The organism is Bacillus sp. FSL K6-3176 (assembly GCF_038003325.1).
In the GTDB taxonomy this organism is placed as follows: Bacteria; Bacillota; Bacilli; order Bacillales; family Bacillaceae; genus Bacillus; species Bacillus altitudinis.
Genome location: NZ_JBBOOX010000001.1, coordinates 2691028 through 2715342, shown reverse-complemented (window position 1 = coordinate 2715342; position 24315 = coordinate 2691028). Strand labels below are relative to the sequence as shown.

The window sequence follows — 24315 nt, the reverse complement described above, 5'->3', positions numbered from 1 at the left end:
ATGTGCTGAAGGTAGCTGTATTTGATGAAGAACACGAGAAAGATTTGCAAAGCGAAATCAATCTTTTTTTAAAAGGAATGGACGACGACCAAATTATTGACATCAAATACAATGTGGCGGTGATCTGTGAGCAAGGAGGAGAGCAGCTCTACTGTTTTTCAGCGCTCATTTTATATAAAAAATAAAAGGACCTGCTGAAGGGTCCTTTTGACATGATCAACTAGCGTCAATATGTAAACGATGCTTTTTGCAGTGAACGCATTGAAAGAGGTAGCCTTGCAAGTCTCCTCCGTTCACGAGCCATTGTTTCAGGTTCTCTTTTGTGAAATGTCCACCACTGCAAATCTCTTCAATATCCTCTGAGAGTTCTTCCTCTAAATGCTCAATCTCTTTCCATCCAACATACTGCACAATCGCGCAAAAATCCCCGCAATGGCTTAACCAATATTCCTGCTGCCATCCGCGGTAACCCGGCGTTCTGTAGATCAGTTCATCTATATATTCTTCATGATCGACGTCATCACAACTCACATCGTCTTGAAACATTCCATTATATGTTTGAGCAGCTGATCCATCTTTAATGCACCAAGGACAAATGCCAGAAACGTCTTCAACAGAATAAAAGGGACCATGATATACATAATCTCGTTCTCTCTCACAAACGGGGCATATCGTCTGCTCTTTTTTAATTACATGTAATGAAACTGGGTCTGGGTTGTACTTGAACGTAGGTAACGTCATATAAACCTCCATTATGTAGAAAAGTGATGATTCAACACTATTTTATCGGAATACGCGATGTCATGACAATCTTCAATTATTTCAACGAGAAAAAAAAGCCGTTCGGATGAGGAACGACTTTTCTCTTGTGATGATTATGCTTTTTTTACTCTTGGACTTCTTGGTTTATTGTACTTATTTGCTTGTTTAATCGCTCTTCGTTCTTCATTTAATGATTTGTACAGGGATACAATCATTAAAATGATGACAACAGAGAACGGTAAAGCAGCAAGTTTGGCTGTGTTTTGCAAGGCTTCAAGACCGCCTGAAAATAAGAGCACTGCCGCTACTGCTGACTGGATAATACCCCAGCTGATCTTTACACTATTGGATGGATTTAATGATCCATAGGTTGTCTGCATTCCGAGAACGAATGTAGCTGAGTCTGCTGATGTGATAAAGAATACCGCAATTAAAATCAGTGCCAGAATGGATGTAATCATGGCGAGTGGGTATTCATTTAAAACACCAAACAGCATCGTTTCAGTAGACATGTTTGCAACATCGACGATATTGTTCTGTTGTAAGTCCATTGCAGATACACCAAAGATCGAGAACCAAAGGAACACGAGGATGGAAGGAGCCACTAAGACACCAATTAAAAATTCTCGAATGGTTCTCCCGCGTGAAACCCTTGCAATAAAAATACCGACAAATGGCGACCAAGAGATCCACCATGCCCAATAGAAGATGGTCCATCCATTAATCCATTCTCTCTTTTCAGGATCATTTGGTGATAATCTAAAGCTCATTTGTACAATATTTGATAAGTATTGTCCGATTGAATCAGTAAATGAATTTAAAATATACACAGTTGGTCCAACAATGAGTAAAAAGATCATGAGTAATGCAGCAAGAATCATGTTTGTGTTACTTAAATATTTAATCCCTTTACCAATACCGCTCCAAGCAGAGAGGAGGAACAGGACCGTGACGATTGCAATAATAATGAGCTGAGTTAGGAAGTTATTTGGAATTCCAAATAAATAGTTTAATCCGCCATTAATTTGTGCGGCACCTAGTCCTAAACTAGTAGCTACACCGACCACCGTTGCAAATACTGCGATGCAATCAATGGTTTTTCCAATCCATCCATGAATTCTGTTTCCGAATACTGGGTATAAGGTGGAACTGATTAATCCAGGTGCATCTTTTCTAAATTTAAAGTATGCAATGCAAAGGGCGACAATTGCATAAATGGCCCATGCATGAAGTCCCCAGTGGAAAAAGGTATAACGAAGGGAATCACGGAAGGCTTGTGCATTTTCCGTCTCGCCTGTTGGGGATTGAATGGCAAAGTGGCTGATCGGTTCAGCGGCTCCGTAAAAAACAAGCCCAATGCCCATTCCAGCACTAAACAGCATGGCGAACCAAGAAAAAAGACCAAATTCAGGCTCTTCACCTGGCTTTCCTAACGTAATTTTTCCGATAGGGCTAAAGATAAAGAATAGACAAAAGCCGACTAGCAGCGATACGACTAATAAATAATACCAGCCAAAGTCATTTGTAATGTATGTTTGAATTTGATCTGTCACATTTTGCAGCGTATCTGGAGAAAGGGCTCCCCATAGAACGGCAATAAATGTGATAGCAATCACAATCCAAAATACACTTGATACGTTTTTCACACCATCTCACTCTCCTGTTGTTCTACACGTTTAAGCAGAGGATTTAATTTAATATCCCCTGTCTCAACTATTTTCAAACAAAAAGAGGCGAGTTTCTCACTCGACCTCTATTTTACCGTAACATGTTTTCCTTCCATTTATCAACCATCGATATGTGAAGATGACTTTTCTTCAATTCGTTTGCGCAGACGGTAGACATATTCTTTTAAACAAACAGCGAAAATCGTAAACGCTAAAACAATGGCGACTTTTAACGGGGTAATGGACAGCTTCATAAAGAAAGCGGCTGTCAAACTAATGACAACTGCAAGGACAATCGGAAGTGCGCGTCTAATCATTGGAATCTCTCCTTTACTTCTAGTGCGGCATTCATGCCAGCTAACCTGCCTGTCACAAGTGCTGACGTAATATTGTAACCGCCTGTGTAACCGTGAATATCTAAAATTTCTCCGCAGAAATAAAGACCGTTCATTTTTTTGGATGCCATTTTCTTCGGTTCAATTTCTTTGACAGAAACGCCGCCTCCTGTGACAAAGGCTTTATCTAAAGAAAGCGTCCCATTTGCATGGACGATGAAATGTTTACAATCATGAGCAAAAGCGCGCAGTTTATCTTTAGCGAGACCAGAAAATGTCTCCTGCGGATCAATGCCATTTCGTTCTAAAAGGAACAATAAATAGCGCTCTTGCATCCAAGATTTCAGGACATTTTTAATGGCTTTTTTTGGTTCATCTTTTAGATCGCGATGAAGCTTTTGGAATAGCTCCTCGTCATTGAGCTTTGGGTATAAGTCAATTTGAAGACGGACGGCCGGTTGCTTTTTCAGTTCCTTCACAACAAATCCGCTGCATCTCAGAACGGCAGGACCTGATAAGCCAAAGTGTGTAAAGATCATATCCATGACATGAGTGACGACGGGTTTTCCTTTTTTATTTAAAACACTCACGGCCACACTTCTTAATGAAAGACCTTGAAGCACTTTGTCCTTAATAAAACGCTCGTCTGACGTGACGGGTACTTCTGTTGGGAAGAGCTCTGTAATGGTATGACCAGCGGCTTCTGCCCATGCATAGCCATCGCCAGTAGAGCCTGTATGCGGCACACTTTTCCCGCCAACAGCAATGACAACGGCATGACTTGAAATTTTTTCATCATTATTTGTAACAATTCCAGCTGCTTGTCCGTCTTGATACAGAACGGTTTTAATCTTTTCATTCGTTCGAATGGTCACATTGAGCACGCGGAGCCTATCTAATAGGGCATCCACAACAGATTGTGCTTTGTTTGAGACAGGGAACATACGTCCATGGTCTTCTTCTTTTAGTTCAATACCTAGATTTTCAAAGAACGAAATAATATCCTCGTTATTGAACTCAGAAAATGCACTATATAGAAAACGGCCGTTTCCGGGAATATGCTTGATGATTTCTTCTACTGGAAGGCGATTGGTCACATTGCAGCGTCCACCGCCAGAAATGGCGAGCTTTCTGCCAAGTTTGTTTCCTTTGTCAATTAACAGAACCGATGCACCGTGTTCTGCCGATGCAATCGCGGCCATCAGTCCAGAAGGTCCACCGCCAATGACAATGACATCATAATGTTTCATGTTACATTCCTCTTTCTACTTTCAGTCATTTCTCTATTATAACGAAGATTGGGGAAGGCTGAAATATGAATTGATTGGTTTTGTGACTTCTGTATTGGATTTGTTACCTGTGCGATGAAATGATGTGTTAAAATAGTTAAGTTGAATATTCATTAGAAAAATGGTGGTTAAGCGCATGTCTAATAAACTGCTTCGTGGTACGTTGGTTTTAACGATAGGGACTTATCTCTCTCGTATTCTTGGTATGATTTACTTAATTCCATTTAGCGCAATGGTCGGAGCGACTGGTGGTGCGCTATTCCAATATGGATACAATCAGTATACGATCTTTTTAAGTATTGCTACGCTCGGTTTTCCAACAGCGGTATCGAAATTCGTCTCTAAATATAATGCAATCGGCGATTATGAGACAACAAGAAAAATGTTCAGGGCGGGTATGTCGGTCATGCTTGTCACCGGTATTATCGCCTTTTCTATTTTATATTTGACCGCACCGATCTTTGCCAAGATTCAGCTTGGAGGATCGAATGAAACTGGCGGTTTGACGGTTGATCAAGTGGTTTATGTGATTCGGATGGTCAGTTTGGGTCTATTGGTTGTACCCATTATGAGTCTTGTGCGAGGGTTTTTCCAAGGCCACTCGATGATGGGCCCGACAGCTGTTTCCCAAGTCATCGAACAACTTGTCAGAATCATCTTCCTATTAACAGCGACGTTTATCATTTTAAAAGTGCTTGACGGCGGTCTTGTTATTGCGGTTGGTTATGCCACATTTGCCGCACTCATTGGTGCGTTTGGCGGTCTATTTACGCTTTATTTATATTGGCTGAAGCGGAAAGATCGGCTTTTGGCAATGCAGCCGAATACAGGGGACTATTCTGGATTATCTTATAAGCAAATGTTTACAGAGCTTTTCAGTTATGCAGCACCCTATGTGTTTGTTGGACTTGCCATTCCGATTTATTCTTATATTGATACAAATACAATTAACAGAGCGATGATTGCATCAGGACATCAGGATATTAGTACAGCGGTTCTGTCTATTGTGACGTTATATTTACCGAAGCTTGTCATGATTCCTGTGTCACTTGCAACTGCATTTGGTTTAACATTGATTCCAACCATAACGGAATCCTTTACAGCGCGAAATTACAAGCTGCTGAATCGGCAAATTGATCAAACGATGCAGGTCATTTTATTCTTCGTTCTGCCTGCTTCATTTGGCATTTCGGCATTGGCTGGACCAGTTTATTGGTTTTTCTATCCGTCTGTGCACCCTGAGATTGGGACTTCTATTTTGTTTTGGTATGCACCTGTTGCGTTACTGTTTTCTTTATTCACCATTAACGCAGCGATTTTACAAGGGATTAACAAACAAAAATTTGCGATCGTCAGTCTTTTGTTAGGGATTATCATTAAAACGGTTCTCAATATCCCGCTGATTAGCTGGCTGCAAGGAAACGGTTCTGTGCTTGCAACGGCATTAGGCTACAGTGCCTCGATTTTATATATGTTCATCATGATCAAGCGCCATGCAGGCTATTCGTTCCGCAGGATTTTCAAACGGTTTATTTTAATTGGTATTTTAACGGCAATCATGGCTGTAGTGGCTTATGTGACATGTCAGCTTGTGAGTCAAGTCATTTCATATGAAGGCGGAATCATACAAGCTGGTATTGTTATTTTGATTTCAATGATCACTGGCGGCGGTGTGTATATGTTCTTATCTTATAAAGTTGGATTGTTAGAGCGTGTACTTGGCAGCCGGATGCCGTCATTTTTAAGAAAAAAGAGTTAAGAAGAGGTGGAGAAGCATGAGGCTTGATAAATTGCTGGCAAATACCGGCTTTGGTTCAAGGAAAGATGTAAAGAAGCTGGTCAAGGCCCGGGCTGTCACAGTGAATGGAGAAGTGGCGAAGCAGGTGAAAGATCATGTCGATCCAACAAATGATGAAGTGCTCGTGCATGGAGAGCGTGTAGAGTATAAAGAATTCATTTATCTCATGATGAACAAGCCAGATGGCGTCATTTCAGCAACGGAGGATCTGCGAGATGAGACGGTTGTTGATTTACTAGAGCCAGAGGATATGGCAAGGGAGCCATTCCCTGTGGGGAGACTGGATAAGGATACAGTTGGTCTCCTCCTCCTTACAAATGACGGCCAGCTTGCTCATCAATTGTTATCTCCGAAAAAGCATGTTCCGAAAACGTATGAAGTTCATCTAAAATACCCGCTTGGAGATCAAGACATCACTCGTCTTGAAGAGGGAGTTGTGATTTTAGACGACTACCGAACGAAGCCGGCGAAGGTTGAAGTAGATGCCAACCAAGAGGCAGATACACGAATCCGTTTAACGATTACTGAAGGGAAGTACCATCAAGTGAAGCTGATGGCACAAGCAGTGGGCAATGAAGTGATCTTTTTAAAACGGCTCTCAATGGGGGCTGTTTCATTAGACGAAGATTTGGCGCCTGGAGAATACCGTGAATTGACGGAAGAAGAGTTAGACAGCTTAATCAATCGTGATTAATATAGAGAAAAAGAAAAGAACCGGCATCCGCCGGTTCTTTTTGTTATATGGAAGTTCATTATTCGCTTATGATGATATTTTTACTTTTTTTCTCGTTGTTTCCCATTTGCCTCTGCTTGGACTATGAACAAGATCGTTATAGGCAAGCACGTTTAAGTCTCTTTGGATGGTTCTAGGTGTGATCCCGAATTCATCAACCAGCTCTTGTGTCGTCACAAGACCTTTCTCTTGAATGAACATATAAACTGATTTTATTCGAGTCATCATACGGTTTGTTGAAGGTTTCAAAAAACCACTCCCTATCAATAAGATCGGATGGACTTGACTAACCACAACTTACTACACTAAAACTGCGAAATAAGGACATGCAACAATGGTAAATGTTCGTGTTTCTTAATGTTTTATTCTATTATACACGTTATTATGCATCTAGTTCCACCAAAAAGTCAACTTTACGTGTTTTTAAACTTGTCTTCATGAATTGAAATATGTTATATATCATGATTTGAATCCGGTTACAACCCAATAAACACAAGGCGTATAAAGAAAATTACCACTTAAGAAAGATCAAAAAATAAACACAGAAAATTTACAAAATAAAAAATCATTCATACAAAAAAGACACATTCAAATGAGAAATGTGTCTTTTTATTTTGGCTATCCTTCTAAGAAAAAGAGCTGCAAGAAAAATAAGACGGCAAAAATGAGCACAAGAATATGCACTTCTTTCCATTTTCCTTTTGCCAGCTTCACAAGTGGATATGAAATAAATCCTAGTGAAATTCCTGTAGAGATGCTAGATGTCAGCGGCATGGAAAGAATCACAAGAAAAGCAGGAAATGCTTCGTCAAGCTCATTCCAGCGAATACGTGACACTGAATTCATCATCAAACAGCCGACAATGATTAAGACAGGTGAAGTGATGGACGGCAAAGACGAAATGGCTTGAACGAGCGGACCAAAAAACAAAGCCACAATAAACAATGCAGCAACGGTTAAAGAGGTCAGTCCAGTTCTTCCGCCAGCAGCCACTCCTGATGAAGATTCAATGTAAGCTGTGGTTGGGCTTGTTCCAAACATTGAGCCAATTGTCGTCGCAGCAGAGTCAGCAAGTAAGGCTCTGCGTACTTTTGGGAGCTGACCATTTTTCATTAAACCTGCTTGTTCCGCAACCCCGATCATTGTTCCTGTTGTATCAAAAATCGTCACAAGTAAAAAGGAGAAGACAACAGCATACAAGTGATGGGAAAATACATCGCCAAACGCAGCGAATGGATTTGTAATCAGCATTCCTTCAGGCAGTGCTGGGGTATCCACTAGCACTTTAGGAAAATGAAGCTGGCCTGTTGCAAGTGCAATTAACGTGGTTGCTAACATGCCGATAAACAGCGCTCCATTCACTTGAAGAACCATTAATATGACAGAAATCATTAAACCAACGAGTGTCAAAATGACAACAGGTGAGCTTAAATTGCCAAGCTTCACAAGATTTTGTGGATCAGCAGTGATGATTCCAGACTGTCTTAGCCCAATGAATGCAATAAATAATCCGATACCTGCTGTAATCCCGTACTTTAAATTATCTGGAATCGCCTCAATGAGTTGTTTTCTAAGGGATGTTAACGATAAAATGATAAAGAGTATTCCAGCAACAAATACCGCACTAAATGCTGTTTGATAGCTGAGACCCCCACCACCGACAACAGTGACGGTGAAATAGACATTCAGCCCCATACCTGGTGCAATGGCAATCGGATAGTTTGCAAAGAGTGCCATCCAAAGGGTACCGACAACAGCAGCGATAATGGTTGCAGTAAAAACTTGGTCAAAAGGAATGCCTGCATCTGAAAGGATTCCTGGATTGACGGCTACAATATATACCATCGTAAAGAATGTCGTCATACCAGCGAGTAATTCTTTCTTTATGTTGGTTTGGTTCTCTTTTAACTGAAACATAAAATCCTCCATTTACGAACATTATTACAAAACACTTAATATAATATTCGTTTTAAGGGTGGATTGCAACCTTTTTTCAAGGAGGAATGGAAAAATGAATTGGGAAGCAGAAGTCATACGAAAAAAAGACAATTTGATTCAGGATACACAATCTTTTTTACAAATTGAAAGTGTCTTGGATGAAGAAGGCGGCACAGCAGGAAAACCGTTCGGTGAAAAAGTGGATGAGGCTCTTCAGTATATGCTCAAAAAAGGGCAGGACGAGGGCTTCAAAGTGAAAAATGTTGATGGTTATGCTGGTCATATTGAATATGGAGAAGGCGAAGATATCGTCGGTGTGCTATGCCATGTGGATGTCGTGCCTGCGGGAGACGACTGGACAACCCCGCCATTTTCAGCGGACATAAGAGAAAATAAAATCTTTGCAAGAGGAGCCATTGATGATAAAGGGCCGACCATGGCGGCGTTTTACGCATTGAAAATGTTAAAAGATGCCGGTCTGCCGCTGTCGAAAAAGATTCGAATCATCATTGGCACAGATGAAGAAAGCGATTGGCGCTGCGTCGATCACTATTTCAAGCATGAGGCGATGCCGCAAATTGGCTTTGCACCAGATGCTGATTTTCCAATTATTCATGCTGAAAAAGGGATCATAGATGCCATCGTATCCTTTACATACGAACAATCAGAAGAAAACAAGCGTTACATCCTCAAGCAATTCACATCAGGCATGCGTCTCAATATGGTCCCAGATGAGGCTCGCGCGATTGTGGCAGCAGCAAACGATCACGATGCTGAAGCCTTAAAAACGGCTTTTGCAGCCTATCTTGCGGAAAATCAGTTAACCGGTGAGACAAACCATACAGCAGATGGACTGACATTCACATTAAAAGGTGTATCAGTTCATGCAATGGAGCCGGCGAATGGCACAAATGCGGGCATTCATATGGCGAATTTCTTATGTGCGCATGAATTAGATGAAAGAGGGCTCGCTTTTACATCACAAATTAATGCCTTATTTGATCAAGACACAAGAGGACAAAAACTCGGCATCGCTTGTAAAGATGATATTAGTGGTGACTTGACCTTGAATGTTGGCACAATCCGCTATTCGCAAAACGAAGAAGCGAAGCTTGGACTGAATGTCCGCTATCCCGTAACCGCGGACGGTGAGGAAGTCAAAAAAGGGATTGAACGAATAAAAGGGGCAACGATTGAGAAATTTGATAACAGTCCTCCTCATCACGTCTCAAAAGACCATCCACTTGTGAAAACATTACAGCGTGTCTACGAAGAACAAACAGGAGATCCTGCTCATCTTATTGCGATTGGGGGAGGAACGTATGCAAGGTCATTAGAAGCAGGCGTTGCCTTTGGCCCTCTATTCCCTGGAAGACCTGATTGCGCACACCAAAAGGATGAATATATCGAAATCGATGATTTACTACGAGCAACTGCGCTATATGCACAAGCCATGTATGAATTGGCGAAATAAAAAAGGAAAGAGAAGAGGGGATTCACCGTGAAAAAAATGTTCTTATGCTCTTCATTCAAAGACAGCTATTCTCTCTTGTCTGACTTTGCAGGCGACACCTTAAAAGGAAAAAGTGTGACATTCATTCCGGTAGCCAGTGAAGTGGAAGAAGTCACGCACTATGTCGATGCAGCAAAAGAAGCCTTTCATCAATTAGAAATGCGTGTAGAGACTGTTCAGCTGACCGGGCAAACGGTTCAGGAGATCACACAGATCATTGGAAAGAATGATGTCATTTATGTATCTGGCGGCAATACTTTTTATTTGCTGCAAGAATTAAGAAAGCACGGACTCGATCGTGTATTGAAAGAAGAGATCGGCAAAGGCAAGCTGTATATCGGAGAATCCGCGGGGAGTATTATCATGGCGCCAAGCATTGAATACATCTCACTGATGGATGATCAGGAGAAAGCACTAGAGTTATCCTCCTTTGAAGGATTCGATGAGATCAACAGCTATCCGGTACCGCATATAAACAATCCTTATTTAGGTGAAGCCGCGCAGCACATCATAGAGAAAGATCAAAATACGCTCTCTTTATGCCCGCTCACTGATGAACAAGTTTTACTTGTGACAGGCGAACAGACTGAGGTCAAGATGGTCTTGTAGGAGTTGTTCATATGAAACGAAGAAAAAGGAACAGGAGCATACGCCCTGTTCCTTTTTTAATCTTGAAACACATCACTTGATAAATAACGTTCACCCGTGTCTGCTGTCATACAAATGACAATGTGATCCTTTGGCATTTGCTTGGCTGCTTCAATCGCTGCATAGCATGCCGCGCCAGATGATGGACCGACTAAAATACCTTCAAGACGGGCGAGCTTTCGTGTGATGTCGTAAGCATCTTCATCACTCACTTGCACAATCTCATCATACACCTGTTCGTTTAAAATTTGTGGGATAAATCCTGGACTTGTGCCAACAAGCTTATGTTTGCCAGGTTTCCCGCCTGATAAAACAGGAGACCCCTTTGGCTCTGCCACACGTATCGTCAATTCCGGGAATGCTTTCTTGAGTTCCTCTCCAGTGCCTGTAATGGTTCCGCCCGTTCCAGCAGTGGCGACAAAAGCGGCAAGCGGCTGTCCAATCTGTTGCACTGCATCCATAATTTCTACAGCCGTTGTCCCTCTATGAGCATCAGGGTTCGCACCGTTGTCAAATTGCATGGGAATAAAGCTATTAGGAATTTGAGCAGCTAATTCTTCTGCCTTGCGAATACAGCCTGGCATTTTTTCCTCCCCCGGGGTTAAAACGACCTGTGCGCCGTATGCCTTTAAAATATTGATTCTTTCTTGGGTCATTGTATCAGGCATGATCAGAATGGCTTTGTATCCTCTTGCTGCAGCGTTCATCGCTAAGCCAATTCCTGTATTCCCGCTCGTTGGTTCAATAATCGTTGCCCCTTTTGTGAGCTTTCCTTGTTTTTCTGCCTCAAGGATCATATTGTAAGCAGCCCGATCTTTTACACTTCCGCTAGGATTAAATGATTCCAGTTTTAAATAAACAGCAGCGCCATGTTCTGGCTGAAGGCGCTGTAATTTTACAAGTGGTGTATGACCTATTAATTCAGCTATATTTTGTGCAACCTTCATCATGTGACACCCTTTCTTCTCATTCCGCATTACTTTAGTTATACTATCATCAATGGGGATTCGTAAAGTTTGTTAAAAAGGACAGGTGAAAATATGGCCGAAAGCCGTCATTATTTTATCGGGATTCCAATCCCTGAACAACTCGCGTATCAAATGAAAGCGGATATAGACAAGAGGAGCGAACTGTCCTTTCAAAAATGGACAGCACCCATTGATTATCATGTCACCCTTGTGTTTTTAGGTGCGATTCCAGAGGACCGTTTAAATAAGATTTCTGAGCTACTTGCACAGCTGTCTCATGAGGTGTCTGCTTTCCCGCTCAAGCTGAATGAAGTAGGAATATTTGGTCAAAAGGAGCGCCCGAGAGTCTTTTTTGCAAAGCCTAGTGAAAGTAAGCCTTTGATGGATCTAAGAGAAAAGGTGAAAGCAACCGTTTTGACAGCAGGTCATCCTGTCGAAAAGAGACCCTTTCATCCACACATGACGATTGCGCGCAAATGGAATAGAGAACAGTCCTATATAGAACAAGCGCCCTTACGGAAAGAACCATATTCGATGGAGGTTTCTAGTATCGCTTTATTTGAAATTCGTCTAAAAGAAACCCCACGTTATCACGCGATCAAACAATTTACATTACATAAATGATTCTAGAGGTTGGAGTGAGCAGCAGATGGCGCAAATTATTAAAATCCAAGATTATATATCACGATATGAACAAGACCCGCATCATTACATCAATCAGTTTATTCGGTTGAAAAAACAAAGATGGGACGAGTTAAAAAAGGCTTCCAAAGAGCAGGTGCAAAAGCAGGCTGACCAAGCCACCGAGCAAGCACCTGAACAAGAGGAAGAAAAGAGAAAGAAATTCTCCTTAAAAAGAAAGCAAAAAGAAGCCGATATGAAAAAGGAACGGGACCTGAGTCTTTTTAACGAGCCAACAGATATAGAACAAGGTGTCTTTACAAACGTTCCTACCGATGAAACGAAGCTGATTCACTTTTTTAAGGATCATCTTTACGATGTTCAATTAAAATGGGCCAGCTCGACGATCTCTCATATTTCAACTGTCTCCCATCACATTCGATATGATGAAAAGCTGCGGATGCTTGCAAGGCAGCTGCCAGATTCTTATTTTGTGATGTACAAGCCGGTGCTGCTCATTCAAAAAGCTGAGATGGAATTGTGTCCAGTGCTCATTACGCCGCTTGAAGTCATCTGTTTATCTTTCTTAGAAGCAGAGCCAGACAGCGTATATATTGGATCGAAGGAACGTTTTTGGGAAAAGCGGGCGACGGGAAAAGCTGTTCAATCCGTTTTAAACCCTTGTGCAAGCCTTCTGCGCTCTGGAACTGTTGTGTCAAAAATTTTACAGCAAAGTGGTGTAGAACTTCCTGTGAAAAAAATCCTCATCAGCCGCACCTCGTATATTGATTTGCCCGAAGTTCCATTCGGGATGGAGGTTGTCGATAAGAAGAAAGCGGAGGATTGGTTTGACAAGCAACGGAAAAACACCGCGCCGACAAAGCACCAGCAATTCAAAGCGACAAAGGCATTGCTTGCTTATGGTGAATCAGACAGCAAAAGAAGGCAGGAATGGCTCGATTAAAGGCATATCAAGGTCACCAAAAAATGAGACCTGAGTGGAGCTAATATATGAATGAATGGTACTTTATCGTCAATCCAGCAGCAGGACAAGGAAAAGGACTCCGCACTTGGAGAAGCATAGAGAAAGAATTACAAAAGGTAGAGATCTCCTACAGATCGTTTCTTACCCAGCATGAAGGACATGCCGAAGTTTTGGCGAGACAGATTAGCGCTATGCAAGACGACAGATTGAAACGGCTGATCGTCATTGGCGGTGACGGCACATTTCATGAAGTGCTAAATGGTTTAAAAGAAATCGATCATGTGCAGCTAAGCTTTGTCCCAGCAGGTCATTGGAATGATGCAGCGAAGGGGCTGGGCATCCAGCGTCATGATGTGATCAAAGAAGTGAAAAAACAAAAGAGGATGTTGACGAAAACATTTTCTCTCGGCTCCTTTCAAGATCATGCAGAAAGTCCGCAATCTGTTCTTTTTCTCAATCATATTGGTGTAGGGTTTGATGCACATGTCTTGAAGAGAACGGTCCATTTTAGAGGGAAAAAGTGGCTCAATCGACTCAAACTCGGGTTTATCATCTACCCGCTGTCTTTTCTACATTCGTTATGGTCATTCAAACCGTTTGACCTTGCTCTTTTTATTGAAAATGAGAGAAAAGTTTTTCGCCAAGTGTGGTTTGTGATCGTATGTAATCACCCATATTATGGAGGCGGGCTGGAAGCAGCGCCGGAAGCAAGTGCGAGGCAATCAGGATTTCAAACAATCGTTGTCACTGATTTGAATCCATTGAAAGTCCTCTTATTTTTAAGTGCAATGGTTTTTAAAAAGCACCTTGTAATGGAGGGAGTCACCCTTTTTCAGCATGAAGAAGCCTACTTGGAGGCAGATGAAAAAATCCTATTTCATGCCGATGGAGAAGTGATTGGCGCCACTCCAGTGTTTGTTAAGGCTAGTGAGCGATCGTTAAAATTACGTGGCTAAGAAGCAGCCAGTGTGCGCACGAGCAAAAGAAACATGAAAAAAGACTTCCTTTTTCATAAGGTTCTTGTCCTGATTTTCTAGTTTTGCTTGACGAGTATAAGAAGGTAGCGATAAAATCTATAGGACGGCTATTGTTTAGCATCTCATTCTCAATAGCTGTCCTTTTTGTTTTTATGATCATATAAATAAAAAATAAACAGCCAATTGATCTCAATCGGCTGAATTTTGTCGACTAAAAAAGCATGATTTAAAATATTTTAAGAAATGATGGGTTGAAAATTGATATGAACTGGTTGGGACAAATATTAGGTAGCGAATGGCACATCTCTCCTGCTGGAGGCGCTACGGGAGATGCGTACTTCGCAACACACAATGACCAAAAGCTATTTTTAAAACGCAATACGTCACCGTTTCTTGCGGTTTTGTCAGCTGAAGGCATTGTGCCGAAGCTTGTCTGGACAAAACGGATGGAAAATGGGGATGTCATTACTGCGCAGCACTGGCTGAGCGGCAGAGAGCTGAAGCCAAAGGACATGAATGACCGTCCTGTAGCGGAGCAGCTAAGAAAAATTCATACATCAAAAGAGCTGCTCGATATGCTGAAACGATTAGAAAAGCACTCGCTTGACCCGGCATCGATCTTGATGCATCTCAAGGCATCGATCTTAAAAGAGCAGATTGACTCACATGATATCACGCGTGCTATCCAGTATTTAGAGAAACATGTGGAGGCAGTTCATTTCGAGGATAAGGTCGTATGCCATTGTGACCTCAACCATAATAATTGGCTGCTGACAGATGAAAATCAGCTCTTTTTAATTGATTGGGATGGGGCAATGATTGCAGATCCAGCGATTGATCTTGGACCGCTCTTATACCATTATGTTGAAGAAGAGAACTGGGAAAGCTGGCTCTCTATGTATGGTGCTCCGCTGACTGACAACTTGCGAAAACGCATGGCATGGTATGTGCTGGCTGAAACCGTATCGTTTGTCGTTTGGCATAAAAGAAAAGGAAATGAAAAGGCGCAAAAAGAAGTGCAAGCCGAGCTACATGCACTCTTAAAACGGTTAAACATCCATTAAGACAGTGGAATGTTCTCGACCCAGTCAGATAGATGCGATTGATGCGCTTCGATATGTGCATCAATTGAACTGACAGAAGTGCCTTTTTGGCTGTAATCATAAATATCGGTTAGTAGCTGACGAACGTCAGCATCCAAATCTTCTTTTGCCAGCATTAATTGAATCACGCGTCCCACCTGTTCATATTCTGCAACAGTCCCGCAGCAATCCAGCTGGTGATCAGTTAAAATATCTTTGATTAATTGAAGCTGATGTTGGCGGTTTAATCCCATACGTATGCTCCTTTCAAGCGTGTCATTTATGTGGTTAAACTGTGCATTCAGCTTTGATTTTATACATGAAGCAGACCAGCCCAAATAGCAGCTGGTCTTTTTCATATGTGCGGATAAGTTGCTGTCTTGCGGCTCTTTATGTTTCATGGTATCTTGATAAAATGTAAAGAAAATAGAGGTGTATCAAATTGAGAATGCGACATAAACCGTGGGCGGATGATTACTTAGCTGAAAATGCTCATATTGCTTTAGCCAACCCTGAACAATACAAAGGGAAATGGCATGAGCTGTTTGGAAATGATCATCCAATCCATATCGAAGTCGGTACAGGAAAAGGGAGTTTTATTGCCGGAATGGGCAAGCTTCATCCTGAGATAAACTATATCGGCATTGAATTATTTAAAAGTGTCATTGTGACGGCAGTCGATAAAATCAAAGAAACAGATGTAGAAAACGTAAAGCTTCTAAACATCAACGCAGAGACACTGACAGATGTCTTTGCGGAAAATGAGATTGATCGGGTGTATTTGAACTTCTCTGATCCGTGGCCAAAATCAAGGCATGAAAAACGGAGATTGACATTTAAAGCTTTTTTAAAGCGATATGAACAGATCCTCCGTCCAGGCGGTGAATTACATTTCAAAACCGATAACCGCGGACTATTTGAATATTCCTTGAAAAGCTTTTCGTCTTACGGACTCCTTTTAACGTATGTGAGCCTTGATTTACATGAGGATGGTCTCGAAGGAAATGTCATGACAGAATATGAAGAGAAATTCTCTTCCATGGGACAACCGATCTATCGATCAGAAGTAAAATTCCCTGAATAAAAAGCGAACAAAGCTGGCTGCAACGAACGATTGCGGTCAGCTTTTTTGATGAAAAGATTAGCACATGCGATTTTCCTTTGTATTTGCTACGATAGAAAAAGGAGGGATGACAGCAATGGAGACAATGAAAATAGGCGAAATGGAACTGTTCTGGTTAAATGGGGGAGATACACACATGGATGGCGGTGCCATGTTTGGCGTGGTGCCAAAGCCATTATGGTCAAAAAAATACCCTGTGAATGATCGAAACCAAATTGAATTACGGTGTGATCCAATGCTCATACGGTGGAACGGTCTTCATCTGTTAGTAGATTCCGGCATCGGGTCAGGGAAGCTGACAGAGAAACAAAAACGCAATTATGGCGTCACAGAGGAAACGAAAATAGAAGAATCACTTGCGGCTCTCGGTTTGCGCCCATCTGATATAGATTACGTCTTAATGACTCATTTGCATTTTGATCATGCAAGCGGGCTGACAAAACGTGAAGGCGATGAGCTTGTGTCTGTTTTTCAGCAGGCAAAAATCATCACGTCCAAAATTGAATGGGACGAAATGAGAGCACCGAACATCCGCTCAAGAAATACATATTGGAAAGAAAACTGGGAGCCTGTTGCCGATCAAGTCATGACATTTGAAGATAGCATCGAAGTAACAGAAGGCATTCGCCTGCATCATACAGGTGGACATAGCAATGGGCATAGCATCTTAACGCTCACAAGTCAGGGAGAAACAGCTATTCATTTAGCGGATATCATGCCGACACACGCTCATAAAAACCCGCTTTGGGTCTTGGCATACGATGATTATCCAATGACCTCGATCCCAGCGAAGCAAAAATGGCAGGCATTTGCCGAAGAAAACAATGCATGGTACTTGTTTTATCATGATGCCATCTACCGTGCTGTAAAGTGGGATGAAGACGGGGCAATGACCCATGAGGTCAAAAGAGAAACCGGAAGATAAAAGATCATCTGTATGTTTTTTCGCCTTTCACACAAAATAACGACAAAATGAACTTGTGAAAGGAAGAGTGCAGGTGAATCAATTTTATCGTGTACATGGTGATGTCATCGAGACACCGTTAAGAGGGATCGAAGTCATGTCTGTCCCTTATTTAAACAAAGGGGTCGCATTTACAAAGGAAGAGCGGGAAGAGCTTGGGTTAAAGGGATTTCTGCCGCCGAAGGTGTTAACCCTAGAAGATCAAGCAAAGCGTGCATATGAACAGTTCAAAGCACAGCCAGACGCACTTGGGAAAAATGTCTATTTAACTGCGCTTCATGACAGAAATGAAGTGCTCTTTTATAAATTATTAAATGAGCATTTGGCAGAAATGCTGCCGATTGTTTACACACCGACCGTAGGAACAGCGATTCAGCGCTACAGCCACGAGTATAGAAAGCCAAGAGGAATTTATTTATCCATTGATGACCTAGAAGGAATGGAAGAAATTTTTGCATCTTACGGAGTGGATGAATCAATTGATCTCATTGTCGCAACAGATGCAGAAGGAATTTTAGGCATCGGTGACTGGGGTGTTGGCGGAATCGCCATTTCAGTCGGGAAGCTGGCTGTATATACAGCCGCAGCAGGTATTGATCCTAGCCGTGTGCTGGCAGTGGTGCTTGATGCTGGGACCAACCAGGAAAGCCTTTTAAATGATCCGCTTTATGTGGGAAATCAGCACTCCCGCGTTCGAGGAGAGCGCTATGATCAGTTTATTGATCAATATGTTGAGCTTGCCCGTGCGACTTTTCCAAATGCACTTCTTCACTGGGAAGACTTCGGTACAAAAAATGCGCGCGCCATTTTGGAAAAATATAAGGACCGTATTTGTACATTTAATGATGATATTCAAGGAACTGGAGCCGTCTCACTTGCTGCCGTTCTGGCTTGTGCAAAAGCATCGAAGGTTCCGCTGAAAGATCACCGAATCGTGATCTTTGGAGCAGGTACAGCAGGGATTGGTATAGCCGAGCAAATTCGTGATGCGATCGTGCGAGACGGTGTCAAAGAAGAGGAATCATATGATCATTTCTGGTGTATTGATAAAACGGGATTGCTCACAGATGATTCACCCGACATTCAGCCATTTCAAAAGCCGTATGCAAGACGTTCTGATGAAGTGAAGGATTATGCACGTAATGGTCCAAAGCATTCAATTGATTTGTTAGAGGTCGTGAAGCAGGCGAAACCTACGATCTTAATTGGTACCTCAACTGTAGGTGGGGCATTTACAGAGGAAATTGTGAAAGAAATGGCGTCACATGTAGAGCGGCCAGCGATTTTACCGATGTCAAACCCGACACCTCTTTCAGAGGCAAAGCCGGAAGATCTCATTGAATGGACAGAAGGACGTGCGCTTGTCACAACGGGAAGCCCGTTTGATCCGGTTGAATATGGTGGTGTGACATATGAAATTGGGCAGGCAAATAATGCTCTTGTGTTTCCAGGGCTTGGTCTTGGAACGATTGTGTGTAAAGCCCGCCTCATGACAGACAGCATGTTTGTTGCGAGTGCTGAAGCGATTGCGAGCATGGTCAATGTCGGAAAACCGGGTGCTGCGATGCTTCCAAGTGTTGATCAGCTCAGAACAGTTTCAGCGACAGTGGCTGTCCGTGTGGCACAAGCAGCGATTGACGAAGGAATTGCGGAAGAAACCCCTGATGATCTCATTCAGGCTGTGCAAGACGCTATGTGGCACCCTGTATACAAAAAAATCAAAGCCATCTAAAAAAAGCTTCGCAAGGACTTGTCTTTGCGAAGCTTTCTTATTAAGCAACAGAATCAATGACATCAACGATCATGCCTGTTTTTGCATCAATCATGACTTCATACTGTTCCAGCTCGCCAAAGGCGGAGCGTGTAATGCCAGATTTGTACACATCAATCGTTTCACCATTTACGGTATACGGTTCTGGTACAGTATAAATCCAAGAGCCATCAATCGGGCCGCGCTGTTTAAAAGCGGATTTCACAATTTTTAACGCTTTTTCAGACGAGATATACGTCGGGAAAAAGACTTTCTTTGCAACAATTGCAGCGGCTACGCCAATACTCGCACCAATCAGAACATGTTTTAACTTCAACGTGCTGCACCTCCGTATTGCTGTTTTTTCCATTATACAAAACTTGTCCAGCGATGTTAAGAAATCCGAATACTTGAAAGCATATTCAAAATTTCTGGAGAGATACTTGGAAAACCGAAAGAATTCTTATAGTATAAAGTGAGTGTTATTTTTATAGGAATTTATATGGTCATTACATAGAAATGAGGGTAACTGTCAAATGAACGAAGAAACAATGTCGCTTTTCCGAAATTTAACAGAATTACAAGGGACTCCAGGTAATGAGCACCATGTGCGTGCTTTTATGAAAAAGGAACTTGAGAAATATTCCGATGAACTCATACAGGATCGTCTTGGCGGAGTGTTTGGTGTCCGCAAAGGCCCAGAGAACGCGCCGAAGATTATGGTGGCTGGTCATATGGATGAAGTCGGCTTTATGGTGTCATCCATTACGAAAAATGGAATGATTCGTTTTCAAACACTTGGCGGCTGGTGGAGTCAAGTGATGCTTGCGCAGCGTGTGGATGTTCATACGGATCACGGGCCAATTCCGGGCGTTGTATCGAGCACACCTCCTCATCTTCTGACACCAGAACAAAAAAGCAAACCAGTAAAACCGTCAGATATGCTGATTGATATTGGTGCAGACAGTGAAGAAGAAGCGAAAGAGCTTGGCGTTCGCCCAGGGCAGCAAATCGTTCCTGCAACGGTCTTTACCCCAATGGCCAATCCGAAAAAGATTTTAGCCAAAGCTTGGGATAACCGCTATGGGTGCGGACTTGCCATTGAATTATTGAAAGAATTAAAAGACGAAGCTCTTTCATGTCAGCTATATTCAGGCGCAACCGTCCAAGAGGAAGTAGGGCTCAGAGGGGCTGAGGTAGCTGCGAATATGATTAAACCGGATCTGTTCTTTGCTCTAGATGCGAGTCCTGCAAATGATGTGACGGGAGACAAATCACAATTTGGCCAGCTTGGAAAAGGTGCACTTCTTCGTATTTATGATCGCACGATGATTACGCACCGAGGCATGAGAGAATTTGTCCTCGATACAGCCGAAACAAACAATATTCCATATCAATATTTCGTATCGCCAGGCGGTACGGATGCTGGACGTGTTCATATCTCAAATCAAGGTGTACCATCTGCTGTTATTGGTGTATGCGCGCGTTATATTCATACAAGTCACTCTGTCTTGCATGTGGATGATTATGCAGCGGCAAAAGAATTAATTGTTCGTCTTGTGAAAAATTGTGATCAAAGCACAGTGGATTCGATTTATCAACAAGTGTAAACGATAAGAAAAAGGCTGCCTCATTAAGAGCACAGCCTTTTTCTTATTCCTGTTCAAACACGTATGACAACGCCTTAATCGCTTGATTCATTGTTTCGACAGTGATATTTGCTTTGTTTGATAATTCCTTTAGGGGATGATGTAATTCTTTAGGACGAATCAAAATAAGGGGTTTCCCTTTGGCGATGGCAGAAGAAGCATCCATTGCCGTGTTCCACTGTTTATATTTCTCACCAAAGCGGGCGATGACAACGTCTGCCTTATTTAATAATAGTTCGGTGCGGAAATTGTTCAAATCAGAAGCCGCATCGTCTTTCAAGATGGCATTTGGCTGCCCGCCTAAAATATCTTCTCCGATGTTATCTGATCGGTCATGATTCTCCATTGGACCAACAAACGTTACTGGTAGTTTCAACGACTGGCTTTTTTCCTTAATTTCATCGCGCCACTGGCTATGAATTTCTCCAGCTAAATAAACCGTTAATTGCATAACAATCTCCTCCTTGTGCACAAACTTAGTAAAGGTTTGCCCTGTTTCTTTTCATGTTACACAAGAAGTGCTTGATAAAGCAAAAAAAATATGATTATGATATTCATGGTAGAGACTATTTTTCATCGTAAGAAGACTACATATAATGGGAAGGACAGGCCTCTTCGTCTTTCCTATGAGAAAGCAGGAAGACGACGTTGATGACTTATTTAAAAAGAAAGGGTATTTCCCTTTCGCCAAAGGTGTATTTTATTGATGCACTCTCTTATATGGCTTTAGGTCTATTTGCTACATTAGTGGTAGGGCTGATTTTAAAAACAGCAGGCGGCCTGTTATCATTTCCTCTCATCGTGGAAATGGGAACGCTCGCTATGGGGCTGATGGGACCAGCAATTGGCGTAGCGGTTGCTTATCGCTTAAACGCTTCTCCTTTAATTATTTTCGCAAGTGTTGTGTCAGGTGCCGCTGGAGCAGAGCTTGGGGGACCTGCTGGAAGCTTCGTGGCTGCTCTCATTGGTGTGGAATTAGGCAAACTGATCAGTGGTGAGACAAGAATTGATATTATTTTAACGCCGCTTGTGACCATTATCACAGGTTTTCTCACCGCTGCTTTCATCGGCCCTGGGATTCAGGCGGTGATGACAGGGCTCGGCAGGCTGATCGTATGGGGGACTGATCAAAGTCCACTCATCATGGGCATGCTGGTTGCAACCATTGTTGGACTTTCTCTTAGCTCACCGATTTCAAGCGCTGCGCTTGCGCTGATGCTTGATTTAAGCGGTCTTGCTGCTGGTGCGGCAACGATTGGCTGCTGTGCGCAGATGGTCGGCTTTGCTGCTGCAGGATTTAGAGAAAATCGTTTTGGCGGTCTTGCTGCGGTAGGCATTGGAACATCAAAACTACAGCTGCCGAACATTGTGAAAAATCCACTCATTCTCATTCCGCCGACGATTGCAGGACTGATTCTTGCGCCAATTGGTATCATTGGCTTTGGGATGGTCAATAATGCGGCAGGAGCGGGTATGGGAACGAGCGGACTTGTCGGCCAGCTCATGACTCTCACAGTCATGGGATTTCATCCTTCCGTTTTCCTCGCTATTGCTCTCTTGCATATCGTTGGCCCGGCAGTGATTAGTTTGGTAGTATCAGAATGGATGAGAAAGAAAGGCTATATACAATTCGGAGATTTAAGTATACAAACTGGAGGAATCAAACATGAAAAAAATTGAATCAAACGAAGAATTACAAAAAGTGATTCAAGAAGACTTAACAGTATTACTATTTTCAGCTGACTGGTGCCCGGACTGCACATTTATTGAGCCGTTTTTGCCAGAGCTTGAAGCAAACTATCCAGAATTTGAATACTTCTATGTGGATAGAGATCAGTTCATCGACACTTGTGCAGAGTGGGAAATTTACGGAATTCCAAGCTTTTTAGTCTTTAAAAACGGACAAGAGATCAACCGTTTTGTCAGCAAAGATCGTAAGACAAAGGAAGAGATTGAAGCATTTTTAACAGATTCTCTTTCTAAATAACGAAAGGAGAGTCTTATCATGGCGAAAATGACATCAAGACAGCTTGCCAATCAATTGAAAAGCCGTCTGACGAACGACAGCTGGACCCACCAGTTTGACAGGGAAAAAGATACGCTTCGTGTGGAAGATAAACATACAGGAAAGGGCATCACGCTTGAGCTCCCGCCGATTATTGCAAAGTGGGAAGTAAAGCCTGATGAAACACTGGATGAGATCGTTTATTATGTGAAAGAAGCGCTCAGTGCTATGAAAGGTGAAGCGCAGCACATCTCAGGTAAAGAGAAGCACATTTATCCGGTCATTCGTTCAACGTCCTTTCCAGAAACATCGAGTGATGAGATTCCGCTCGTTTTTGATGAGCATACAGCAGAGACAAGAATCTACTATGCACTTGACCTTGGAAGCACCTACAGATTAATTGACGAGAAGATGCTGCAAAAGGAGAACTGGACAAAAGAACGAATCAGAGAAACCGCAAGTTTTAACGTCCGTTCACTAAAGACTGTCGTGAAAATGGATGAAGTGGCGGGCAACCGTTTTTATTTCTTCCGTGCAAATGACGGGTACGATGCAAGCAGAATTTTAAATGAATCGATTTTACAAGAATACGCGCAAAAAGTAGAGGGGCAAATGGCTATTTCCGTTCCCCATCAAGATGTGTTCATCATTGCAGATGTACGCAATGAATCAGGCTATGATATTTTAGGGCAAATGTCGATGAGCTTCTTCGCCAGCGGCACGGTTCCGATTACGGCCTTGTCATTTTTATATGACGAAGGCAAGCTTGAACCGATCTTTATTCTTGCAAAAAGCAGACCAAAACAGTAGTAGAAGGGAATTTTGAAGAATGAACGTTTTTTATAATGCAGAAGGTGTCGGCGACACACTCCTTATTTCATTGAAAGATGTAACAAGAGAAGAAGTAGGTCATGAAACGTTTGGAGATGTCGTAAGAATCTTCAATCAAGACACAAAAGAAACAACAGGTTTTAATATTTTCAATGCATCTACTTACATGAAAATTGAAGAAAACGGATCTGTACCGCTTTCTGAAACGCTTGTTCAAGATATCAATGAAATTTTGAACCGCAACGGTGTCAGTGAAACATTAACAGTTGATCTATCACCTAAGTTTGTGGTCGGCTATGTGAAGGAAAAAGAAAAACATCCGAATGCAGATAAACTTAACATTTGCCAAGTAGATGTTGGCGGTGAAACCTTACAAATCGTGTGCGGTGCACCAAACGTTGATCAAGGTCAATATGTTGTGGTTGCAAAGGTCGGTGCTGTGATGCCGAGCGGTTTGGTGATCAAAGATGCTGAACTAAGAGGTGTTCCTTCAAGCGGAATGATTTGTTCTGCAAAAGAATTAGATCTTCCGAATGCGCCTGCTGAAAAAGGAATCCTTGTTCTAGAAGGAAGTCGCCAAGCTGGCGAACCATTTGAAGCGTAACCTCCCATAAACGGGTACAAATGAGCGAAGAATGTGTTATACCAAAAGTCACTAAGTACGTACTTAGTGACTT

The 24315-nt window shown here is 42.3% G+C and carries 27 protein-coding genes; 17 read left to right on the top strand and 10 right to left on the bottom strand.

Annotation, left to right across the window (positions count from 1 at the left end; all coding sequences use genetic code 11):
- The first annotated feature begins 2 nt into the window (after window positions 1-2).
- Window positions 3-185: a sporulation protein Cse60 gene (locus tag MHB38_RS14090; RefSeq protein WP_003217582.1), complete on the top strand. Its 183-nt coding sequence runs from the start codon at window positions 3-5 to the stop codon at window positions 183-185.
- A gap of 31 nt (window positions 186-216) precedes the next feature.
- Here the strand turns inward: MHB38_RS14090 and MHB38_RS14085 are convergent, their stop codons facing one another.
- From MHB38_RS14085 to MHB38_RS14070, 4 genes are all read right to left on the bottom strand, one after another.
- A complete protein-coding gene (locus MHB38_RS14085; RefSeq protein ID WP_224558588.1) occupies window positions 217-741 on the bottom strand; it encodes a CbrC family protein in 525 nt (174 codons plus the stop codon).
- A gap of 134 nt (window positions 742-875) precedes the next feature.
- Entirely contained in the window at window positions 876-2408 is a 1533-nt protein-coding gene (gene opuD / locus MHB38_RS14080; protein ID WP_341003746.1) for a glycine betaine transporter OpuD, read from the bottom strand.
- A gap of 140 nt (window positions 2409-2548) precedes the next feature.
- Window positions 2549-2746 carry a hypothetical protein gene (locus MHB38_RS14075; protein WP_019743705.1) on the bottom strand — a complete coding sequence of 66 codons (198 nt, stop codon included), beginning with the start codon at window positions 2744-2746 and terminating at the stop codon, window positions 2549-2551.
- Window positions 2743-4014: a BaiN/RdsA family NAD(P)/FAD-dependent oxidoreductase gene (locus MHB38_RS14070; RefSeq protein ID WP_019743706.1), complete on the bottom strand. Its 1272-nt coding sequence runs from the start codon at window positions 4012-4014 to the stop codon at window positions 2743-2745. Before MHB38_RS14070 ends, MHB38_RS14075 begins: the two co-directional genes overlap by 4 nt.
- Before the next feature lie 175 nt (window positions 4015-4189).
- Here MHB38_RS14070 and MHB38_RS14065 point away from each other — a divergent pair, with 175 nt between their 5' ends.
- Window positions 4190-5812 carry a putative polysaccharide biosynthesis protein gene (locus tag MHB38_RS14065; protein WP_017358331.1) on the top strand — a complete coding sequence of 541 codons (1623 nt, stop codon included), beginning with the start codon at window positions 4190-4192 and terminating at the stop codon, window positions 5810-5812.
- A gap of 16 nt (window positions 5813-5828) precedes the next feature.
- Complete coding sequence (locus MHB38_RS14060; RefSeq protein WP_025207823.1) at window positions 5829-6545, top strand: pseudouridine synthase; 717 nt, start codon at window positions 5829-5831, stop codon at window positions 6543-6545.
- A 66-nt stretch (window positions 6546-6611) separates the two neighbouring features.
- On the opposite strand, the gene MHB38_RS14055 is transcribed toward MHB38_RS14060, so the two are convergent.
- Both MHB38_RS14055 and MHB38_RS14050 read right to left on the bottom strand, forming a co-directional pair.
- Window positions 6612-6833, bottom strand: a complete 222-nt coding sequence (locus tag MHB38_RS14055; RefSeq protein ID WP_008356419.1) for a DeoR family transcriptional regulator — start codon at window positions 6831-6833, stop codon at window positions 6612-6614.
- A 369-nt stretch (window positions 6834-7202) separates the two neighbouring features.
- Window positions 7203-8501: an NCS2 family permease gene (locus tag MHB38_RS14050; RefSeq protein WP_025207822.1), complete on the bottom strand. Its 1299-nt coding sequence runs from the start codon at window positions 8499-8501 to the stop codon at window positions 7203-7205.
- Between the two features lie 94 nt (window positions 8502-8595).
- On the opposite strand from MHB38_RS14050, the gene pepV reads away from it, so the two are divergent.
- Together pepV and MHB38_RS14040 are read left to right on the top strand one after the other, a co-directional pair.
- Window positions 8596-9996: a dipeptidase PepV gene (pepV, locus tag MHB38_RS14045; RefSeq protein WP_017358328.1), complete on the top strand. Its 1401-nt coding sequence runs from the start codon at window positions 8596-8598 to the stop codon at window positions 9994-9996.
- Window positions 9997-10023: 27 nt separating this feature from the next.
- Window positions 10024-10644: a Type 1 glutamine amidotransferase-like domain-containing protein gene (locus MHB38_RS14040; protein WP_341003742.1), complete on the top strand. Its 621-nt coding sequence runs from the start codon at window positions 10024-10026 to the stop codon at window positions 10642-10644.
- A 56-nt stretch (window positions 10645-10700) separates the two neighbouring features.
- Here the strand turns inward: MHB38_RS14040 and cysK are convergent, their stop codons facing one another.
- Entirely contained in the window at window positions 10701-11630 is a 930-nt protein-coding gene (gene cysK, locus MHB38_RS14035; RefSeq protein WP_076822452.1) for a cysteine synthase A, read from the bottom strand.
- 93 nt (window positions 11631-11723) lie between these two features.
- On the opposite strand from cysK, the gene thpR reads away from it, so the two are divergent.
- From thpR to MHB38_RS14015, 4 genes are all read left to right on the top strand, one after another.
- Window positions 11724-12275 (top strand): RNA 2',3'-cyclic phosphodiesterase, encoded by a 552-nt coding sequence (thpR, locus tag MHB38_RS14030; RefSeq protein WP_025207818.1) that lies wholly within the window; start codon window positions 11724-11726, stop codon window positions 12273-12275.
- Window positions 12276-12300: 25 nt separating this feature from the next.
- Window positions 12301-13236 carry a hypothetical protein gene (locus tag MHB38_RS14025; RefSeq protein ID WP_017367870.1) on the top strand — a complete coding sequence of 312 codons (936 nt, stop codon included), beginning with the start codon at window positions 12301-12303 and terminating at the stop codon, window positions 13234-13236.
- Window positions 13237-13283: 47 nt separating this feature from the next.
- Complete coding sequence (locus MHB38_RS14020; protein ID WP_046344241.1) at window positions 13284-14213, top strand: YegS/Rv2252/BmrU family lipid kinase; 930 nt, start codon at window positions 13284-13286, stop codon at window positions 14211-14213.
- Window positions 14214-14497: 284 nt separating this feature from the next.
- Window positions 14498-15298 carry a phosphotransferase family protein gene (locus tag MHB38_RS14015; RefSeq protein WP_205627782.1) on the top strand — a complete coding sequence of 267 codons (801 nt, stop codon included), beginning with the start codon at window positions 14498-14500 and terminating at the stop codon, window positions 15296-15298.
- Here MHB38_RS14015 and MHB38_RS14010 read toward each other — a convergent pair.
- Window positions 15295-15570: a YtzH-like family protein gene (locus MHB38_RS14010; protein WP_024719286.1), complete on the bottom strand. Its 276-nt coding sequence runs from the start codon at window positions 15568-15570 to the stop codon at window positions 15295-15297. The two genes, MHB38_RS14015 and MHB38_RS14010, sit on opposite strands and share 4 nt — an antisense overlap.
- Window positions 15571-15758: 188 nt before the next feature.
- Between MHB38_RS14010 and trmB the strand changes: the two genes are divergently transcribed.
- The 3 genes from trmB (at window position 15759) to MHB38_RS13995 (ending at window position 19135) form a co-directional block, all read left to right on the top strand.
- Complete coding sequence (gene trmB, locus MHB38_RS14005) at window positions 15759-16400, top strand: tRNA (guanosine(46)-N7)-methyltransferase TrmB (RefSeq protein ID WP_025207815.1); 642 nt, start codon at window positions 15759-15761, stop codon at window positions 16398-16400.
- Window positions 16401-16515: 115 nt separating this feature from the next.
- Window positions 16516-17364, top strand: a complete 849-nt coding sequence (locus MHB38_RS14000) for a YtnP family quorum-quenching lactonase (protein WP_035391091.1) — start codon at window positions 16516-16518, stop codon at window positions 17362-17364.
- A 73-nt stretch (window positions 17365-17437) separates the two neighbouring features.
- Window positions 17438-19135, top strand: a complete 1698-nt coding sequence (locus MHB38_RS13995; RefSeq protein WP_035391093.1) for an NAD-dependent malic enzyme — start codon at window positions 17438-17440, stop codon at window positions 19133-19135.
- A 40-nt stretch (window positions 19136-19175) separates the two neighbouring features.
- On the opposite strand, the gene MHB38_RS13990 is transcribed toward MHB38_RS13995, so the two are convergent.
- Window positions 19176-19490: a PepSY domain-containing protein gene (locus MHB38_RS13990; protein WP_003217759.1), complete on the bottom strand. Its 315-nt coding sequence runs from the start codon at window positions 19488-19490 to the stop codon at window positions 19176-19178.
- Between the two features lie 199 nt (window positions 19491-19689).
- Between MHB38_RS13990 and MHB38_RS13985 the strand changes: the two genes are divergently transcribed.
- A complete protein-coding gene (locus MHB38_RS13985; RefSeq protein WP_035391095.1) occupies window positions 19690-20763 on the top strand; it encodes a M42 family metallopeptidase in 1074 nt (357 codons plus the stop codon).
- A 43-nt stretch (window positions 20764-20806) separates the two neighbouring features.
- Here the strand turns inward: MHB38_RS13985 and MHB38_RS13980 are convergent, their stop codons facing one another.
- Window positions 20807-21253, bottom strand: coding sequence for a YtoQ family protein (locus MHB38_RS13980; protein ID WP_182489248.1), 447 nt, complete (start codon window positions 21251-21253; stop codon window positions 20807-20809).
- Between the two features lie 200 nt (window positions 21254-21453).
- Between MHB38_RS13980 and MHB38_RS13975 the strand changes: the two genes are divergently transcribed.
- Genes MHB38_RS13975 through ytpR form a run of 4 tightly spaced genes read left to right on the top strand, consistent with a single transcriptional unit; the run spans window position 21454 to window position 24242 of the window.
- Window positions 21454-22482 carry a PTS transporter subunit IIC gene (locus MHB38_RS13975; protein WP_017367866.1) on the top strand — a complete coding sequence of 343 codons (1029 nt, stop codon included), beginning with the start codon at window positions 21454-21456 and terminating at the stop codon, window positions 22480-22482.
- The gene (locus MHB38_RS13970) at window positions 22469-22789 is read left to right on the top strand and encodes a thioredoxin family protein (RefSeq protein WP_003217665.1); all 321 of its coding nucleotides are present in this window, start codon (window positions 22469-22471) and stop codon (window positions 22787-22789) included. Before MHB38_RS13975 ends, MHB38_RS13970 begins: the two co-directional genes overlap by 14 nt.
- Window positions 22790-22807: 18 nt before the next feature.
- Window positions 22808-23617, top strand: coding sequence for a DUF1444 domain-containing protein (locus MHB38_RS13965; protein WP_035391098.1), 810 nt, complete (start codon window positions 22808-22810; stop codon window positions 23615-23617).
- A gap of 19 nt (window positions 23618-23636) precedes the next feature.
- A complete protein-coding gene (gene ytpR, locus MHB38_RS13960) occupies window positions 23637-24242 on the top strand; it encodes a YtpR family tRNA-binding protein (protein WP_035391100.1) in 606 nt (201 codons plus the stop codon).
- Window positions 24243-24315: the final 73 nt, after the last annotated feature.